The 19,216-nt window shown below is 65.6% G+C and carries 14 protein-coding genes; 13 read left to right on the top strand and 1 reads right to left on the bottom strand.

Annotation, left to right across the window (positions count from 1 at the left end):
- Window position 1: 1 nt before the first annotated feature.
- Together QZM15_RS27665 and QZM15_RS27660 are read left to right on the top strand one after the other, a co-directional pair.
- Window positions 2–1,060, top strand: coding sequence for a sulfate/molybdate ABC transporter ATP-binding protein (locus QZM15_RS27665; RefSeq protein WP_302107639.1), 1,059 nt, complete (start codon window positions 2–4; stop codon window positions 1,058–1,060).
- A gap of 75 nt (window positions 1,061–1,135) precedes the next feature.
- On the top strand, window positions 1,136–2,062 hold the full coding sequence (locus QZM15_RS27660) for a CysB family HTH-type transcriptional regulator (RefSeq protein WP_034186954.1): 927 nt from the start codon (window positions 1,136–1,138) through the stop codon (window positions 2,060–2,062).
- Between the two features lie 32 nt (window positions 2,063–2,094).
- Here QZM15_RS27660 and QZM15_RS27655 read toward each other — a convergent pair whose 3' ends face one another.
- Entirely contained in the window at window positions 2,095–2,421 is a 327-nt protein-coding gene (locus QZM15_RS27655) for a hypothetical protein (RefSeq protein ID WP_302107638.1), read from the bottom strand.
- Window positions 2,422–2,779: 358 nt separating this feature from the next.
- On the opposite strand from QZM15_RS27655, the gene QZM15_RS27650 reads away from it, so the two are divergent.
- The 11 genes from QZM15_RS27650 to QZM15_RS27600 all read left to right on the top strand — a co-directional run bounded on the left by QZM15_RS27650 (window position 2,780) and on the right by QZM15_RS27600 (window position 19,197).
- The gene (locus QZM15_RS27650) at window positions 2,780–3,730 is read left to right on the top strand and encodes a sugar ABC transporter substrate-binding protein (protein ID WP_060318414.1); all 951 of its coding nucleotides are present in this window, start codon (window positions 2,780–2,782) and stop codon (window positions 3,728–3,730) included.
- A 145-nt stretch (window positions 3,731–3,875) separates the two neighbouring features.
- Window positions 3,876–5,489 (top strand): sugar ABC transporter ATP-binding protein, encoded by a 1,614-nt coding sequence (locus QZM15_RS27645; RefSeq protein ID WP_302107637.1) that lies wholly within the window; start codon window positions 3,876–3,878, stop codon window positions 5,487–5,489.
- A complete protein-coding gene (locus QZM15_RS27640) occupies window positions 5,486–6,505 on the top strand; it encodes an ABC transporter permease (protein ID WP_059584134.1) in 1,020 nt (339 codons plus the stop codon). Before QZM15_RS27645 ends, QZM15_RS27640 begins: the two co-directional genes overlap by 4 nt.
- A gap of 35 nt (window positions 6,506–6,540) precedes the next feature.
- Window positions 6,541–7,572, top strand: a complete 1,032-nt coding sequence (locus tag QZM15_RS27635; protein ID WP_050012587.1) for a LacI family DNA-binding transcriptional regulator — start codon at window positions 6,541–6,543, stop codon at window positions 7,570–7,572.
- Window positions 7,569–8,498 (top strand): ribokinase, encoded by a 930-nt coding sequence (gene rbsK / locus QZM15_RS27630; protein ID WP_059584132.1) that lies wholly within the window; start codon window positions 7,569–7,571, stop codon window positions 8,496–8,498. Before QZM15_RS27635 ends, rbsK begins: the two co-directional genes overlap by 4 nt.
- A 286-nt stretch (window positions 8,499–8,784) precedes the next feature.
- Window positions 8,785–10,557 carry a methyl-accepting chemotaxis protein gene (locus QZM15_RS27625; RefSeq protein WP_302107636.1) on the top strand — a complete coding sequence of 591 codons (1,773 nt, stop codon included), beginning with the start codon at window positions 8,785–8,787 and terminating at the stop codon, window positions 10,555–10,557.
- Window positions 10,558–11,109: 552 nt separating this feature from the next.
- Complete coding sequence (locus tag QZM15_RS27620) at window positions 11,110–13,032, top strand: PrkA family serine protein kinase (protein ID WP_027784391.1); 1,923 nt, start codon at window positions 11,110–11,112, stop codon at window positions 13,030–13,032.
- A gap of 125 nt (window positions 13,033–13,157) precedes the next feature.
- Window positions 13,158–14,426, top strand: a complete 1,269-nt coding sequence (locus QZM15_RS27615) for a YeaH/YhbH family protein (RefSeq protein ID WP_006476064.1) — start codon at window positions 13,158–13,160, stop codon at window positions 14,424–14,426.
- A complete protein-coding gene (locus QZM15_RS27610) occupies window positions 14,423–16,102 on the top strand; it encodes a SpoVR family protein (protein WP_302107635.1) in 1,680 nt (559 codons plus the stop codon). The genes QZM15_RS27615 and QZM15_RS27610 overlap by 4 nt, the downstream gene beginning before the upstream one ends.
- Before the next feature lie 233 nt (window positions 16,103–16,335).
- A complete protein-coding gene (locus tag QZM15_RS27605; RefSeq protein ID WP_059584128.1) occupies window positions 16,336–17,640 on the top strand; it encodes an MFS family transporter in 1,305 nt (434 codons plus the stop codon).
- A 1,026-nt stretch (window positions 17,641–18,666) separates the two neighbouring features.
- Window positions 18,667–19,197, top strand: a complete 531-nt coding sequence (locus tag QZM15_RS27600) for a fimbrial protein (protein WP_302107634.1) — start codon at window positions 18,667–18,669, stop codon at window positions 19,195–19,197.
- The last annotated feature ends 19 nt before the right edge of the window (window positions 19,198–19,216 follow it).

Below are 19,216 nucleotides of genomic sequence, written 5' to 3'. Positions count from 1 at the left end.
AATGGGTATCACCGTCCGTAACCTTCAGAAGCGCTTCGGCGATTTCACGGCGCTCGACAACGTATCGCTCGACTTCCCGCCCGGCGAACTGGTCGCGCTGCTCGGGCCGTCCGGCTGCGGCAAGACCACGCTGCTGCGCGTGATCGCGGGCCTCGAGCACGCGGACGCCGGCCAGGTCGTGCTGCAGGGGCTCGACGTCGCGTCGGTCGGCGCGCGCGACCGCCAGGTCGGCTTCGTGTTCCAGCACTACGCGCTGTTCCGCCACATGACCGTGTTCGAGAACGTCGCGTTCGGGCTGCGCGTGAAGCCGCGCCGCGAGCGGCCGTCGGAAGCCGCGATTCGCGAGAAGGTGCACGAACTGCTCAAGCTCGTGCAGCTCGACTGGCTCGCGCAGCGTTACCCGTCCGAGCTGTCGGGCGGCCAGCGCCAGCGCATCGCGCTCGCCCGCGCGCTCGCGGTCGAGCCGAAGGTGCTGCTGCTCGACGAACCGTTCGGCGCGCTCGACGCGAAGGTCCGCAAGGAACTGCGCGGCTGGCTGCGTCGCCTGCACGACGACTTGCACATCTCGACGATCTTCGTCACGCACGATCAGGAGGAGGCGCTCGAGGTGGCCGATCGGATCGTCGTGCTGAACCGCGGCCACGTCGAGCAGGTCGGCAGCCCGCAGGACGTCTACGATCATCCGCAAAGCGCGTTCGTGTACGAGTTTCTCGGCGCGGCGAACCGGCTGCCGGGGACGGTCGCCGGGCGCGGCTTCGTCGCCGAGGGCGCGGCTGCGCCGATCGACGTCGACGCCGATTTCGCGGGCCCCGCGAATGCGTACGTGCGGCCGCACGATCTGCAGCTGTGGCCGGCGGGCGAAGGGCACCGCGACGGCATCGCGGTGGACGTGCGGCGCGTGATTCCGCTCGGCGGTTCGGTGCGCGTGGAGCTGGAGGCACGCGCGGGCGGCGCGCTGGAGGCGGAACTCGACCGCGACGCCTGGCGGGCGCTCTCGCTGCAGGTCGGCGACGGCGCGACGGCCGTGCCGCGTGCCGTGCGGGTATTTCCCGCGCGTTGACGAGACAATGTGGGGCAAAGGGCGGGATTCGCTCCGATTCGACAATCAAACAACGACAGCCTAAGAGGCATACCCATGAATTTTCAGCAATTGCGGTTCGTGCGCGAAGCGGTGCGCCAGAACATGAACCTGACCGAAGTCGCGAACGTGCTGTACACGTCGCAGTCGGGCGTGTCGAAACAGATCAAGGATCTGGAGGATGAACTGGGCGTCGACATCTTCATTCGGCGCGGCAAGCGGCTGACGGGGCTCACGGAGCCCGGCAAGGCCGTGCACCAGCTGATCGAGCGGATGCTGCTCGACGCCGAGAACCTGCGCCGCGTCGCGCGCCAGTTCGCCGATCAGGACAGCGGCCACCTCGTCGTCGCGACGACGCACACGCAGGCGCGCTACGCGCTGCCGAAGGTGATCCGGCAGTTCACCGAGGTGTTTCCGAAGGTGCATCTCGCGCTGCGCCAGGGCAGCCCGCAGCAGATCGCGCAGATGATCCTGAACGGCGAGGCCGATCTCGGCATCTCGACCGAGGCGCTCGACCGCTATCCGGACATCGTCACGTTCCCGTGCTATTCGTGGCACCACACGGTCGTCGTGCCGAAAGGCCACCCGCTCGTCGGCCGCGAGAACCTGACGCTCGAGGAAATCGCCGAGTACCCGATCATCACGTACGACCAGGATTTCACGGGCCGCTCGCACATCGACCAGGCATTCACGCAGGCGGGCGCCGTACCCGACGTCGTGCTGACCGCGATCGACGCGGACGTGATCAAGACCTACGTCGAGCTCGGGATGGGGATCGGCGTGGTCGCTGCGATGGCCTACGATCCGCAGCGCGACACGGGGCTCGTCGCGCTCGATACGCAGCACCTGTTCGAGGCGAGCACGACACGGGTCGGGCTGCGCAAGGGCGCATTCCTGCGCGCGTATGCGTACCGGCTGATCGAAATGTTCGCGCCGCACCTGAACGAAGCGGAAATCGCCGGGCTGTTGCGCGAAGCCGTCTGACCATTGCGCGTCGCGCGCCGTCCGGGCGGATGTCACGGATGCCGCGCGACACGCACCACGCTTACCTTGCCGTTCGACGCACCGGGCGGCGGCAGGGGAGGCGCCGTCACGATCGAAGCCTCGGCCGAGGTTTTCGATCCGGTGCTTCGCGCCAGACGGCGATCGATACACGTTCCCACGCCAACGGAAAAACAGGAACGACCTGCCGAACCTCGGCGCGGCATACGAAACCGGCAGTTTCCCCATTCACGCAACAGCGCCGTCCGACTCGCCGCTTCCGTCATGGTCGGCGACAGGTCGCGACGACGAATGCCCGCGCGCTGCGCGTCGATATCGTCGGCGCGAAGCGCGTTGTCCACGACGAACCGCGCCATCGTCGGCCGCTGCCCGCGAAGCGAGCGCTTCGGCGAGCCGCCGTCGCGAGTGTCGCATTTGCGCGTCGCGAAGCCCGCTCGCGCGCTCCGAATAAACCCTTAAATATTGATCAGACAGGTTGCGCGCCGAAGCGAATCGGTACAGCATAGCCTTCACTCCGCCGGCGTTCCGCTGGCGGTGGCGCGTCGACGACAGCACGCGCCAGGCAGTCGGCCGTCTGCCTCGCTTCCATTCCGTGGTACCGACAGCAGCATCGATGGCCATTGCTCGGGTAGTGTGGCGCAAACGTTTGCTCACATTAAAACAACAATCCGGCCTTCGGGCCGTCGCCAGGAGATGTGTATGAATGTCCGCTTTCGCCGTCGCTTCCTGACCGCCGCGCTCGCCGCCGTCGCGGTGGCCGCCGCACCGGTTGTCCACGCGCAGTCCGCGGCCAAGCCGAAGGTCGCGCTCGTGATGAAGTCGCTCGCCAACGAGTTCTTCCTGACCATGGAAACGGGCGCGAAGGAATACCAGAAACACAATGCGAACCAGTTCGACCTGATCACGAACGGCATCAAGGACGAGACCGACACCGCGAACCAGATCCGCATCGTCGAGCAGATGATCGTGTCGAAGGTCGACGCGATCGTGCTCGCGCCGGCCGATTCGAAGGCGCTCGTGCCGGTCGTGAAGAAGGCCGTCGACGCCGGCATCGTCGTCGTGAACATCGACAACCGGCTCGATCCCGACGTGCTGAAGTCGAAGAACCTGAACGTGCCGTTCGTCGGCCCGGACAACCGCAAGGGCGCGCGCAAGATCGGCGATTACCTCGCGAAGCGGCTGAAGGCGGGCGACCAGGTCGGCATCGTCGAAGGCGTGTCGACCACCACCAACGCGCAGCAGCGCACGGCCGGCTTCCAGGACGCGATGAAGGCGGGCGGGATGAAGGTCGTGTCGGTGCAGTCGGGCGAATGGGAGATCGACAAGGGCAATGCGGTGGCCGCCGCGATGCTCAACGAATACCCGAACCTGAAGGCGCTGCTGTGCGGCAACGACAACATGGCGATCGGCGCCGTGTCGGCCGTGCGCGCGGCCGGCAAGCAGGGCAAGGTGCTCGTGGTCGGCTACGACAACATCAACGCGATCAAGCCGATGCTGAAGGACGGCCGCGTGCTCGCGACCGCCGACCAGTACGCGGCGAAGCAGGCCGTGTTCGGCATCGACACGGCGCTCAAGGCCATTGCCGAGCATCGCAAGCAGGCCGACATGTCCGGCGTGGTCGAGACGCCGGTGGATCTCGTGACGAAGTAACGCCGCACCGGTCCGGCCGCCGGCCTCAAGAATCCGGCGCGGCGGCCGTTATCCGGTGTGAGCGCGATCACGGCCACTGCATGCACATGCACTTGTGAGCGTCATACCCGCGCGCCGCGTGCGCGCGGCCGCAATCAGGATCGCGATGGAACCGACCTTCCAACCCTCCCGTTCAGCCCACCCCGTGCTGTCCGTCTCCGGCATCGGCAAGACCTATGCCGAACCCGTGCTCGCCGACGTCACGCTGACGCTCGATGCAGGCCAGGCGCTCGCGCTGACCGGCGAGAACGGCGCGGGCAAGAGCACGCTGTCGAAGATCATCGGCGGGCTCGTCGACCCGACCACCGGTACGATGCAGCTCGGCGGCGAGGCCTATGCGCCGGCGAGCCGCACGCAGGCCGAGGCGCTCGGCGTGCGCATGGTGATGCAGGAGCTGAACCTGCTGCCGACGCTGACCGTCGCCGAAAACCTGTTCCTGAACCGTCTGCCGCGCCGCTTCGGCATCATCGATCGCGCGCGGCTGCGCGACGACGCGCGCGCGGCGATGGCGCAGGTCGGGCTCGACGCGGTCGACCCCGATACGCCGGTCGGCGCGCTCGGCATCGGCCACCAGCAGATGGTGGAGATCGCCCGCAACCTGATCGGCGACTGCCGCGTGCTGATTCTCGACGAGCCGACCGCGATGCTGACCGCGCGCGAAGTCGAGCTGCTGTTCGAGCAGATCGACCGGCTGAAGGCGCGCGGCGTCGCGATCGTCTACATCTCGCACCGGCTCGAAGAGCTCGCGCGCGTCGCCGAGCGCGTCGCGGTGCTGCGCGACGGCCGGCTCGTGCATGCAGGCGACATGGCGGCGACGACGTCCGACGGGCTCGTCACGCTGATGGTCGGGCGCGAGATCGGCGAACACATCGATCTCGGCGAGCGCCGTTTCGGTGCGCCGCGGCTCGCGGTATCGGGCCTCACGCGCGGGACGGCCGTGCGCGACGTGTCGCTGGAGGTGCGCGCGGGCGAGATCTTCGGCATCTCCGGGCTGATCGGCGCAGGGCGCACCGAGCTGCTGCGGCTGATCTACGGCGCCGATACGCCGGACGCCGGGACGATCGCGGTCGGCGAGCCGCTGAAGCCGGCGCGGATCGCGTCGCCCGTCGAGGCGGTGAAGCTGGGCATCGCGCTGATCACCGAGGATCGCAAGGGGGAAGGGCTGCTGCTGTCGCAGTCGATCACCGCGAACGTGTCGCTCGGCCAGCTCGACCGGCTCGCGCGCGGCGGCATCGTCGATTCCGCACGCGAAACGGCGCTCGCCGAGCAGCAGATCGAGGCGCTGCGGATCCGCACGCACGGCGCGGCGCAGGCGGTCGGCGAGCTGTCGGGCGGCAACCAGCAGAAGGTCGTGATCGGCCGCTGGCTCGCGCGCGACATGGGGGTGCTGCTGTTCGACGAGCCGACGCGCGGGATCGACGTCGGCGCCAAATTCGAGATCTACACTTTGATGGGCGCGCTCGCGCGCGAAGGCCGCGCGCTCGTGGTCGTGTCGAGCGACCTGCGCGAGCTGATGCTGATCTGCGACCGGATCGGCGTGATGTCGGCCGGGCGCATGACCGCCGTGTTCGAGCGCGGCAACTGGACCCAGGACGCGCTGCTGGCCGCAGCGTTCGCCGGCTTTGGCCGCGAGACGCCGACCGCCGCCATGCAGCATCCGGACGCGGGGCAGGCGCGCGGCGCCGCTCCGGGCACTTCGACGACAGGACGACCGCAATGACCCAGCCTCCCGTATCCCCGACCGACGCAGGCGCGCAGCAGGACGTGACCGGGCGCCGCGCGCGCACGCTGTCCGGCACGCGGCTCGGCCTGTCGAACTATCTCGGGCTCGCCGGCGCGCTGGCCGCGATGATCGCGCTGTTCTCGGCGCTGAGCTCGCATTTCCTGACCTACGACACGTTCAGCACGATCGCGAACCAGATTCCCGATCTCGTCGTGATGTCGGTCGGGATGACCTTCGTGCTGATCATCGCCGGGATCGACCTGTCGGTCGGCTCGGTGCTCGCGCTCGCCGCGTCGATGGTCAGCGTCGCCGCGCTGAAGTGGCAGTGGGGGCCGCTGCCGGCCGCGCTGATCGGGATCGCGGTCGCGACCGCGACGGGCGCGCTGACCGGCGCGGTCACGGTCGGCTGGCGGATTCCGTCGTTCATCGTGTCGCTCGGCGTGCTGGAGGCCGCGCGCGGCCTCGCGTACCAACTGACGAATTCGCGCACCGCGTATATCGGCGACGCGTTCGATTTCCTGTCGAACCCGATCGCGCTGGGCATCTCGCCGGCGTTCCTGATCGCGGTCGCGGTGATGATCGCCGCCCAGTTCGTGCTCACGCGCACCGTGTTCGGGCGCTATCTGGTCGGGATCGGCACGAACGAGGAAGCGGTCCGACTTGCAGGGGTTAACCCGCGGCCGTATAAAATCCTCGTATTCGCACTGATGGGCGCGCTCGCGGGGCTCGCGTCGCTGTTCCAGATTTCGCGGCTCGAGGCGGCCGATCCGAACGCGGGCGCGGGCCTCGAACTGCAGGTCATCGCCGCCGTCGTGATCGGCGGCACGAGCCTGATGGGCGGGCGCGGCTCGGTGATCAGCACGTTCTTCGGCGTGTTGATCATCTCCGTGCTGGCCGCGGGGCTGGCGCAGATCGGTGCGAACGAGCCGACCAAACGGATCATCACGGGCGCGGTGATCGTCGTGGCGGTCGTGCTCGATACGTATCGCAGCCGGCGTACGCGCGTGCGGTAAAAAGACAGACAGAACAGACCAGAGAGAAACGGGAAATGGCGACGATCAAGGATGTGGCGGCCATGGCGGGCGTGTCATTTACGACCGTCTCGCACGTGGTGAACAATTCGCGGCCGGTGTCCGCGGATGTGCGTGCGAAGGTCGAGGGCGCGATCCGCGAGCTGAATTACGTGCCGTCGGCCGTGGCGCGCTCGCTGAAGGCGCGGGCGACGGCGACGATCGGCCTCGTCGTGCCGAACAGCACGAATCCGTACTTCGCCGAGCTGGCGCGCGGCATCGAGGATCAGTGCGCGGCCAACGGCTATTGCGTGTTCTTCTGCAATTCGGACGACGATCCCGTGAAGCAGCGCAACTACCTGCGCGTGCTGCAGGAAAAGCGCATCGACGGGCTGATCGTCGCGTCGGCGGGCGAGGACGCGGTGCTCGCTCAGACGCTCGCCGATATCCATGCGCCGCTCGTCGTCGTCGATCGCAACATCGAGGGGCTCGCGGCCGATCTCGTGCAGATCGACCACGAGCGCGGCGCGTACCTGGCGACGCGCCACCTGCTCGAACTCGGACACGCGAAGATCGGCTGCATCACCGGGCCGACCGACACCGCCGTCAGCGCGATGCGCGTGCACGGCTTCATTCGCGCGATGGCCGAGCGCGGGGTCGACATCGTGCCGGGCGCGATCGCCGAAAGCGATTTTTCGTGCCTGGGCGGCTATCACGCGGCGTCGCGGCTGTTCGAATCGGTGCGGCCGAGCGCGATCTTCGCGGGCAACGACCTGATGGGCGTCGGCGCGCTGCGCGCGGCGGCCGAGCGCGGGCTGCGCGTGCCCGACGACTGCTCGATCATCGGCTTCGACGACATCGAATTTTCCCGCTACACGTATCCGGCGCTGTCGACGGTCGGCCAGTCGGTGCGCGCGCTCGGCGAAATGGCCGCGCAGACGCTGATCGAACGGATCGGCGGCGGTTCCACGGCCGTGCCAAGCCGTCGCCGCGTCGTGTCGCCGCGCCTCGTGCTGCGCGAATCGACGGCGGTCTATCGCGAGCCGGCCGCGCCGGGCGCTCGCGCATGACGGCGAGCGTAACGGGCGCCGGCCGCGTGACGGTGGTCGGCAGCCTCAACATGGATCTCGTCGTGCGGGCGCCTCGGCTGCCGCTGCCGGGGGAAACGCTCGCCGGACATGCGTTCGCGCAGGCGGCGGGCGGCAAGGGCGGCAACCAGGCCGTCGCCGCCGCCCGGCTCGGCGCGCAGGTCGCGATGATCGGCTGCGTCGGCGCGGATGCGCACGGCGCCGCGCTGCGCGCGGGCCTCGAGGCCGAGGGAATCGACTGCGCGGGGCTCGCGACGAGCGCGTCGGCGTCGACCGGCGTCGCGCTGATCGTCGTCGACGACGGAAGCCAGAACGCGATCGTGATCGTCGCGGGCGGCAACGGCGAGGTCACGACCGATACGATCGCGCGGCACGAGGCCGCGCTGGCGGCGGCCGACGTGCTGATCTGCCAGCTCGAGACGCCGCCGGACGCGGTGTTCGCGGCGCTGTCGGCCGGGCGCCGCCTCGGCCGCACGGTGGTGCTCAACCCGGCGCCGGCCGTCGCGCCGCTGCCGGACGGCTGGCTGCCGCTCGTCGATTACCTGATCCCGAACGAGGTCGAGGCAGCCGCGCTGACCGGGCTGCCGGTGCGCGATCCGGCGCAGGCCGAAACCGCCGCGCGGGCGCTCCAGGCCGGTGGCGCGCGCAACGTGCTGATCACGCTCGGCGCGCGCGGCGTGCTTGCGCTGACGGCCGACGGCGCCGCGCGTCACTATCCGGCGCCCGTCGTGCAGGCCATCGACACGACGGCGGCCGGCGACACCTTCATCGGCGGCTTTTCCGCACGGCTCGCGGCCGGCGCGGACGTCGACACGGCCATCCGCTTCGCGCAACGCGCGGCGGCGCTGTCGGTCACGCGCGCGGGCGCGCAGCCGTCGATTCCGACGCGCGCCGAATTGGCCGACTAGGGCCGGATCCCCGGTTTTCCGGTTCCATCGCGCTGCCGGTCCGTCGCATGAGACGGCTGGCGGCGGCCCCGCAATGCTTGGCGTTTCCACTGGCCTTTGGCGATTCCCCATCCCGACCCGAATTCCGTCATTTATTCAGACTTATGAAATAAACAGACGAATAATTCGAAATAAACACGCCAAAGCCATCAAGTTATGCGTCGTGCGGTCGTAAATGCACCAAGTGAAGCAATGCTTCGAGCCAACGGGCCAGGCCCGTTCATGACGACGCAACACAGGATGGATGATGGTGTTCAGGAACCTGACGATTCGGGCGCGCATCGGTTTCACGATGGCGTTTCTGGCGGTACTGCTGGCGGTCACCGGCGTGCTCGGTCTGCACGGGATGACGCGTTCGAACGATTCGACGCGCGAGACTTTCACGAACCAGATGCCCAGCGCGGTCGACGTGGCGATGGCGGAAATGTTCGCCGCGCGCGAGCGCCTCGCGCTCGACCGTGCCGCGCTGCTGGCCGGCACGCCCGATTCGGCGGCGGCCATCGAGCGCAGCCGCGCGATGCGAGCGCAATCGGACGCCTGGTGGCAGAAGTACCTTGCGCTGCCGCGCGACGCCGACGAGGACCGGCTCGCACAGGACGTCGTCGCCCGGCGCAAGGTGCTGCAGAGCAGTTGCGACGCGTTCGCGAGCGCGGTCGCGGCCGGCGATCACGAGCGGATCGGCGACGGCGCCAAGCAGCTTCAGGCGCGCTATACCGAGCTGGCCGCGGCCGGTGAAACGCTGCGCGGCTTCCAGTTCACCAATGCGCAGGCGCGCTTCGATCAGGCCGAATCGGTGTTCGAGACGATGCGCGTGCTGTCGATCGTCGTGCTGCTGGTCGGCATCGGCGCCGCGGTGCTGTCGTGGCTGACGCTGAGCCGCGCGATCGGCCGCCCGATCGCCGACGCGCTGTCGCATTTCGACGCGATCGCCGCGGGCGACCTGCGCCGGCCGATCGTCGTGGACCGGCGCGACGAGATGGGCCAGTTGCTGGCAGGCCTCGCGAAGATGCAACGCGGGCTCGTCGACACGGTGCGCACCATGCGCGGCGGCAGCGAGTCGATCGCGACCGCGGCCCGCCAGATCGCGGCTGGCAACATCGACCTGTCGTCGCGTACCGAGGAACAGGCTGCTGCGCTGCAGGAAACCGCGTCCAGCATGGAGCAACTGACGGGCACCGTGAAGCAGAATGCGGACAATGCGCGTCAGGCAAGCTCGCTGGCGGCGAATGCGTCCGAAATTGCGAACAAGGGCAACACGGTGGTCGGCCAGGTGGTCGGCACGATGGGTGAGATCAACGACAGCTCGGCGAAAATCGCGGACATCATCGCGATCATCGAGGGAATCGCGTTCCAGACCAACATTCTGGCGCTGAATGCGGCCGTCGAAGCCGCGCGGGCGGGCGAGGAAGGCCGCGGCTTCGCGGTCGTCGCGGGCGAAGTGCGCAGCCTCGCGCAGCGCTCGTCGAGCGCGGCGAAGGAAATCAAGGCGCTGATCGACGCGTCGGTGGAGCGTATCCGGACGGGCTCGACGCTGGTCGACGAGGCGGGGCGCACGATGAGCGACGTGATCGGCGCGGTCCAGCGCGTGACCGACATCATGGGCGAGATCGCGGCGGCGTCCGAGGAACAGAGTGGCGGGATCGACCAGGTGGCGCGCGCGGTCGCGCAGATGGACGAGGTCACGCAGCAGAATGCCGCGCTCGTCGAGGAAGCCGCGGCCGCCGCGCAGTCGCTCGAGGAGCAGGCGGCCCGCCTGCGCGAAACGGCGGCGGTATTCCAGCTCGACGACGAGGCGGCACGTGCGGGCACCGTCGTTGCCGTTGCCGCACGTCATGCGACGCGTGCGCCTTCCGCGCCGACCGCTGCGCCCGCACCGGCTGCCGCGCGCGTCGAGCGCGAGGCCGCGCCGAAACGCGCGAGCGCCGCGATGCCGGCGCGCAAGCCCGCCGCCGTGTCGGCCGCCCCCGCACCCGCGCCGGCCGCCGCGACCGCCGGCGGCGACGACTGGGAGACGTTCTGATTCGCGTGCGCCGCGTATCTATCCCCATTTGGTGACGACGACGCCCGCGATCCGCGGGCGTTGCCGTTTCTGCGGCGGACGAAATGTGACAGCGCGGACGAGTCGATCGCGCATCGGCAGGTGTGCCGAGCGTCGCGCACCGAGAGATTCGCGGGAATGCGCTGCGTGCGCGTCATGTTCCCGCGTTCGTCGTACGGGTATGTCCGTAAGGGACTGCGAAAAAATTTGTAACGGTTCGCGCGGCGTGTCATCGCACGCGGCCGCTCGAACGTAAAGGGATGAAGGGAGGAGAGGTGGCGACGTCGGAGGTGTCCAACGCACGAGACGTTTCGGTGTTCGACGAGACGCGGCGGATGCAGTTTCTGCGGCTCGGGAGATCGATTGTAAAACGACGAAATGCGTTGTCCAAGCGGTGTTGTCGAGAATGACGAACTTCATACGAAGAGTTCGTGAAAAAAAATAAGAAAGGGTTTAGGATGAATTCGAACGCGCTTGCTTCTGCGCAGTCATACGAAGGCAGGCACGTCTTCAGACTCAGGCGAGGGAGGTAGCATGGATATTTACAGCAGCTTCGCGAACCGCTTCGAAAAAACGCGAGAGGAAGAGCTCTCGCTGGAGGAGTATCTCGCGCTCTGCAAGAACGATCCATCCGCGTACGCGACGGCTGGTGAACGCATGCTGGAAGCAATCGGGGAACCTGAACAGATCGATACCCGCAACGACCCGCGCCTGTCGCGGATCTTCGCGAACAAGGTCATCAAGGTGTATCCGGCATTCCGTGAGTTCTACGGAATGGAGGAGGTGATCGAGCAGGTGGTCGCGTACTTCCGCCACGCTGCGCAAGGTCTTGAAGAGAAGAAGCAGATCCTCTATCTGCTGGGCCCGGTGGGCGGCGGCAAGTCGTCGATCGCCGAGCGCCTGAAGCAACTGATGGAGCGCGTGCCGTTCTATGCGCTGAAGGGCTCGCCCGTCAACGAATCGCCGCTCGGGCTGTTCGACTACGACGAGGATGGGCCGATCCTCGAGGAACAGTACGGCATTCCGCGCCGCTACCTGAAAAGCATCCTGAGTCCGTGGGCCGTCAAGCGCCTGCACGAATACAACGGCGACATCCGCCAGTTCCGCGTGGTGCGCCGCTATCCGTCGATCCTGCGGCAGGTCGGCATCGCGAAGACGGAGCCGGGCGACGAGAACAACCAGGACATCTCGTCGCTGGTCGGCAAGGTCGACATCCGCAAGCTCGAGCAATACGCGCAGGACGATGCCGACGCGTACAGCTACTCGGGCGGCCTGTGCCTCGCGAACCAGGGCCTGCTCGAATTCGTCGAAATGTTCAAGGCGCCGATCAAGGTGCTGCACCCGCTGCTGACCGCGACGCAGGAAGGCAACTTCAAGGGTACCGAAGGTTTCGGCGCGATTCCGTTCGACGGCGTGATTCTTGCGCACTCGAACGAGTCGGAGTGGAAGGCTTTCCGCAACAACCGCAACAACGAGGCACTGCTCGACCGGATCTTCGTCGTGAAGGTGCCGTACTGTCTGCGCGTGTCGGAAGAGATCAAGATCTACGAGAAGCTGATCCGCAATTCGTCGCTGGCCGAGGCCGTATGCGCGCCGGGCACGCTGAAGATGATGTCGCAGTTCTCGGTGCTGTCGCGCCTGCACGAGCCGGAAAACTCGAGCCTGTTCTCGAAGATGCAGGTGTACGACGGCGAGAATCTGAAGGACACCGATCCGAAGGCGAAGTCGTACCAGGAGTATCGCGACTACGCGGGCGTGGACGAAGGGATGACCGGCGTATCGACACGCTTCGCGTTCAAGATCCTGTCGCGCGTGTTCAACTTCGACACGAGCGAGGTCGCGGCGAACCCGGTGCATTTGATGTACGTGCTCGAACAGCAGATCGAACGCGAGCAGTTCCCGCCGGAAACCGAGCAGAAGTACCTGTCGTTCGTGAAGGACGTGCTCGCGTCGCGCTATGCGGAGTTCATCGGCAAGGAGATCCAGACGGCGTATCTCGAGTCGTATTCGGAGTACGGGCAGAACATCTTCGACCGCTACGTCACGTATGCGGACTTCTGGATCCAGGACCAGGAATTCCGCGATCACGACACGGGCGAGAGCTTCGATCGCGCCGCGCTGAACGCGGAGCTGGAGAAGATCGAGAAGCCGGCCGGGATCAGCAATCCGAAGGATTTCCGCAACGAGATCGTGAACTTCGTGCTGCGCGCACGGGCGGCGAACGCCGGCAAGAACCCCGTGTGGACGAGCTACGAGAAGCTGCGGGTCGTGATCGAGAAGAAGATGTTCTCGAATACCGAGGAACTGTTGCCGGTCATTTCGTTCAACGCGAAGGGCTCGGCGGAGGAGCAGCGCAAGCATGAGGACTTTGTGAACCGGATGGTCGCGAAGGGCTATACGCCGAAGCAGGTGAGGCTGCTTTGCGACTGGTACCTGCGCGTGCGCAAGTCGTCATGACACGCGCGGTATCGCGCCCGTACGGCGAGTCCGTACGGGCACTTTCAGAGGCGCCACCCGCATGACGGCAGACGGCATGCGCGGCGAGTGCCCCGGCAGATCGACTTTCGAGCGGGAGACCGGGAGTGCTTCATCAAATCATCGACCGCAGGCTGGCCGGCAAGAACAAGAGCATCGCCAATCGCGAACGCTTCCTGCGTCGCGTCAAGAACTACATTCGTCGCGCCGTGTCCGACGCGGTGCGCGACCGTAGCATCAAGGATATCCAGAGCACGCAGAGCATCACGATCCCGCGCAAGGACATCGCGGAGCCGAATTTCCGGCACGCGCCGGGCGGGCGTCGTGAATACGTGCACCCCGGCAACGAGGACTACGTGCGCGGCGACAAGATCCCGCGTCCGCAAGGCGGCTCGGGGGGCGGCGGCAGTCAGGCGAGCAACGAGGGCGAAGGGCAGGACGACTTCGTGTTCGAGCTGTCGCGCGACGAGTTCATGCAGTACTTCTTCGACGATCTCGAACTGCCGCGCCTCGTGAAGACGCACCTGCTGACGGTGCCGAGCTGGAAGAACGTGCGCGCGGGTTGGTCGGCGGAAGGCACGCCGAACAACATCGACGTCGTGCGTTCGCTGCGCAGCGCGCTCGGCCGGCGCATCGCGCTCGGCTCGCCGCTCGTCAACGAGTTGCGCGAGCTCGAGGCGCAGCTCGAAGCGCTGAAGAGCGACCCCGAAGACCGCCGCGCGGAAATCGCGACGCTCGAAGCCGAGATCCATCACCTGAAAGGGCGCATCTGGCGGATTCCGTTCATCGATCCGTTCGACCTGCGCTACATCAACCGCGTGAAGCAGCCGCAACCGTCGAGCCAGGCCGTGATGTTCTGCCTGATGGACGTGTCGGGTTCGATGGACGAGCAGCGCAAGGATCTCGCAAAGCGCTTCTTCATCCTGCTTTACCTGTTCCTCAAGCGCAACTACGAGCGTATCGAAGTGGTGTTCATCCGCCACCACACGCGCGCCGAGGAAGTCGACGAGGACACCTTCTTCCATTCGACCGAAAGCGGCGGCACGGTGGTGTCGAGCGCGCTCGAACTGATGCGCAAGGTGATGGACGAGCGCTACTCGCCGACCGAGTGGAACATCTACGGCGCGCAGGCGTCCGACGGCGACAACTGGACTGACGATTCGCCCAAGTGTCGCAAAATCCTGGAAGAGGATATCCTCACCAAGACGCGTTACTTCGCGTATATCCAGGTCGCGCCGGAAGAGCAGAACCTGTGGCTGGAATACGCGCAACTGGCCCTGTCGCAACCGCATCTCGCGATGAAAAAAGTGGAATCGGCTGCGGACATTTACCCGGTGTTTCGCGAATTGTTCGAAAAGCAGGTGGAAATGTCATGACGAGCCGCCATCTGCACAACGAGTCGCGCGGCTACGAGCCGCGCCCTTCCGGCGACGACACGGCCGGCCCTGCCGCATCGCAGCAACGCGGGCAGGCCGAGCCGACGCCGCCGGCCGCCGACTTGCCCGGTTCCGGGCAAAAGGAAGCGCGTATGAACGTTGCCGAACGCAAGCCGCTGCCGTGCCCGTCCGACTGGACGTTCGAATTGCTCGAGGAATACGACACGCACATCTCGCAGGTCGCCGAACAATACGAGCTCGACATCTACCCGATCCAGCTCGAACTGATCAGCGCCGAGCAGATGATGGACGCGTATGCGTCGGTCGGGATGCCCGTCAACTACCGTCACTGGTCGTTCGGCAAGCACTTTCTCGCGACCGAGAAGAGCTACCGCCGCGGGCAGATGGGCCTGGCCTACGAAATCGTCATCAATTCGAACCCGTGCATCGCGTATCTGATGGAAGAGAACACGATGACGATGCAGGCGCTCGTCATCGCGCACGCGGCGTACGGGCACAATTCGTTCTTCAAGGGCAACTACCTGTTCAGGCTGTGGACGGACGCGCACGCGATCATCGACTATCTCGTGTACGCGAAGAACTACGTCGCGGAATGCGAGGAGCGCTACGGCCTCGATCGCGTCGAGGAACTGCTCGACTCGTGCCATGCGCTGATGAACTACGGCGTCGACCGCTACAAGCGGCCGCAGAAGCCGTCGCTGTCGAAGGAAGCGGCGCTGCGGCGCGAGCGCGAGGCGTACCTGCAGTCGCAGGTCAACGAACTGTGGCGCACGCTGCCGGGCAAGAAGCCCGAACTGACGGAGGAGCAGGAAGACCGCTATCCGCCCGAGCCGCAGGAGAACCTGCTGTATTTCGCCGAGAAGAATGCGCCGCTGCTCGAACCGTGGGAGCGGGAAGTGATCCGCATCGTGCGCAAGATCGGCCAGTATTTCTATCCGCAGCGGCAGACGCAGGTGATGAACGAAGGCTGGGCGACGTTCTGGCACTACACGCTGCTCAATACGCTGTACAACCAGGGGAAGCTGGAAGACGGCTTCATGATGGAGTTCCTGCACTCGCACAGCAACGTGGTCTATCAGCCGCCCGTCACGAAGCCGTACTACAGCGGGATCAACCCGTATGCGCTCGGCTTCTCGATGATGAGCGACATTCGCAGGATCTGCGAAGCGCCGACGGAAGAGGACTACAAGTGGTTTCCGGAGATCGCGGGCACGCCGTGGCTGCCGGCGATGCACTACGCGATGCGCAACTTCAAGGACGAGAGCTTCATCGCGCAGTACTTGTCGCCGAACCTGATCCGCGAGATGCGGCTGTTCTCGGTGCTCGACGACGACATGCGCGATTCGCTCGAGGTATCGGCGATCCACGACGATTCCGGCTATCAGTACGTGCGGCAGGCGTTGTCGCGGCAGTACGACATCCATCACCGCGAGCCGAACATCCAGGTATGGGCCGTCAACACGCGCGGCGACCGCAGCCTCACGCTGCGCCACTTCATGACCGACAACCGCCACCTGTCGAACGACAGCGACGAAGTGCTCAAGCACATGGCGCGGCTCTGGCAGTTCGACGTGTACCTGGAAAGCGTCGACGAGGCCGGCACCGTGCGCAAGCGCTACGAGTGCCGCTACGTGCCGCCGGAGGTGCGCGTGTGATCGTCGCGGTCGAGCATGTTTGCATCCGACGCCAGCCTGCCGGCTGGCGTTTTCATATGACGAACGGGTGGCGGGAGAAAAATTTTCTACATCCGGACGAACCCGCAAAGCCTGTTACTTTACATTTCGCTAAAATCCCGTAGCGCCGTGCGCCGGAACCGGTGCCACGCGCGACCGCACGCGGCGGCCCCGGCCGTCTCGCCCAGAAAGTACTAAAAGGAACAGACCAACCCATGGACGTCCAGACCGACCAAGCTGCGCTGTCCGCGCATGACACCCGGCGGCGCGTGTTCGCCATCGTCGGCGCCTCATCGGGCAACCTCGTCGAGTGGTTCGACTTCTACATCTACTCATTCTGTGCGCTGTACTTCGCGCCGGCATTCTTCCCGAGCGGCAACACGACGACGCAGTTGCTGAACACGGCCGGCGTGTTCGCGGCCGGCTTCCTGATGCGTCCGATCGGCGGCTGGCTGTTCGGCCGCATCGCCGACCGTCATGGCCGGCGCGCGGCGATGATGATCTCGGTGCTGATGATGTGCGGCGGCTCGCTCGTGATCGCGGTGCTGCCGACCTATGCGCAGATCGGCGCGCTGGCGCCGGCGCTGCTGCTGGTGGCACGGCTGTTCCAGGGCCTGTCGGTGGGCGGCGAGTACGGGACGAGCGCGACCTACATGAGTGAAGTGGCGCTCAAGGGCCGTCGCGGCTTCTTCGCGTCGTTCCAGTACGTGACGCTGATCGGCGGCCAGCTGTGCGCGCTGCTGGTACTCGTGATCCTGCAGCAGACGCTGTCGGCCGGCGAGCTGAAGGCATGGGGCTGGCGCATTCCGTTCGTGGTCGGCGCGGCGGCCGCGCTGATTTCGCTGTACCTGCGCAAGTCGCTCGACGAGACGTCGACGAGCGCGTCGCGCGACAAGAAGGACGCGGGCACGATCCGCGGCGTGTGGCAGCACAAGGGCGCGTTCTTCACGGTGGTCGGCTTCACGGCCGGCGGCTCGCTGATCTTCTACACGTTCACGACGTACATGCAGAAGTACCTCGTGAACACGGCCGGCATGCACGCGAAGACGGCCAGCAACGTGATGACCGTCGCGCTGCTCGTCTACATGCTGATGCAGCCGGTGTTCGGCGCGCTGTCGGACAAGATCGGCCGCCGCACGTCGATGATCCTGTTCGGCTCGTTCGCGGTGATCGGCACGGTGCCGCTGATGCATGCGCTGAAGGACGTGACGAGCCCGGTGGCCGCCTTCGTGCTGGTGACGGTCGCGCTGGCGATCGTCAGTTTCTACACGTCGATCAGCGGCCTCATCAAGGCCGAGATGTTCCCGCCGGAAGTGCGCGCGATGGGTGTCGGCCTGTCGTATGCGGTGGCGAACGCGATCTTCGGCGGCTCGGCCGAGTACGTCGCGCTGTGGTTCAAGTCGATCGGCAGCGAGGAAACCTTCTACTGGTACGTGACCGTGCTGTGCGCGATCTCGCTGATCGTGTCGTGGCGGATGCGCGATCCGAGCAAGGAAGGGTACCTGCGTCACGAGCCGTGATCGATTGCGCCGTGCGCGCATGTGCATCGTGACGAACGTCCCGCCAGCCGGCGGGACGTTTTCGTTGGTGCGCGCGATTCTGCCGGGGCGACGCGCGGTCGGGATCCGGTGCCGGGGCCTGGACAGGCGCGGGCATGAGCGTACGCCGTCATATCGATATGGAAATCGATTCGTTGCCTGTTGCGGGCGATTTCCTTACTCTGAACCCGTAGTTCGTGTGACACCTCCTTGACTGGGATTCGCGCCCGCTGCTTGCAGCGGGCGTTTTTTTGCGTGCTGCGCCCACTGCCGGGCGAGGAGCGACGAGTGCCTGGCCGGCTCTCGGCTTGAAGACGCGCATGGGACACGTCCGTAATAGTGCGGGTGTCGATATAACCGGTCCAAAAATTTGGATTTTCAACCGTGAGCCTGGAAGGCATGCCAATTTCCATTGGCAATGCTCGTGTGCGGGTAATTCGTCAAAGAAAACCCGGCGTGCATTGCCCCGATCATGCGATTCGTCCTTTTTCCTATCTTCACTGACGGTACGCTATCGAGCGTTTTAATTTTGATATAAGGAATTGCCGGTTTTTGACTAATGTGAATATTTTTTGACGATTCAGGACAAGCTGCAAAAAACAGCCGGGACAGACCATGTCTCGTGCTGCCGGGAAGGCGATTCGCCGGCCCGTGCGCGCATTCCGGCCGGTCGACGCAGATGGCCGAAACTATGCCGGTTGGCTGATATCGAGCCGGTTTCGTGGTTAGGATTTATCCGAACGGATAAGGATTCCGATATTTCTTACTCGTCCGATATCGGAAAGCCATCCAAATAAATAGAATGGCTGCGGTCGTTATTTTTCGGTTGAAGTCATCCAGTCTTCCGGAATAACGCGATCCGATCGGCGGTGCCGGCAAGCGGTGGAAGGCTGAATGCCCATGCGCCGATCGTCTCTTCCGAGAAAAATCGTCCATTTTTAGAGGAATCCAACGATGAAAATGAATCTGCTTCGGGGTTGCGTTGCAGCGGGTGTCGCGAGTGTCGCCATGGTGCCGTCGGTTTCGCACGCGTTCGATGGTCAGCTCGATTTCTACGGCAGCATCTCCGACGTCACCTGCAACATCAATGGCGAAGCGCCCGGCCCCGGCAACCGGAAAGAGGTGCAGCTCGGCGATCGCATCAGCCCGAGCACGTTCGACAAGATCGGGGCGACGTCGACGCCTGTCGCGTTCAATCTGGCCATCGGCGGCAATACCGGTTGTACCAACAACACGAAGGTCGTGATCGAATTCGATCCGGTGTCGGTGAACATCAACCCCGCCACGGGCAACCTGAAGCTCATCGGCACGAAACCGGCGGAAGGCGTCGAGATCCAGATCAGCGACGCGGGTAACGGCAAGTCCGGCAAGATCATGCTCGGCAAGCCGCAGAACATCACCGAAGCGCAGGTCGCGACCGTCCAGAACAACGTCGCAACGCTCAGCTATACGGCGTCGTATGTGTCGACGGCCGCACCGGATGCGATCAAGACTGGTTCGGGCAACTCGTTCATCCGCTATCTGCTCGCGTATCACTGATCGACGCATTCTCCATTCC

Origin of the sequence: Burkholderia sp. AU44665 (genome assembly GCF_030504405.1) — a bacterium.
GTDB lineage: Bacteria > Pseudomonadota > Gammaproteobacteria > Burkholderiales > Burkholderiaceae > Burkholderia > Burkholderia semiarida.
Note: the sequence above shows the minus strand (reverse complement) of the source record. Positions and strands in the feature narration are given on the sequence as shown.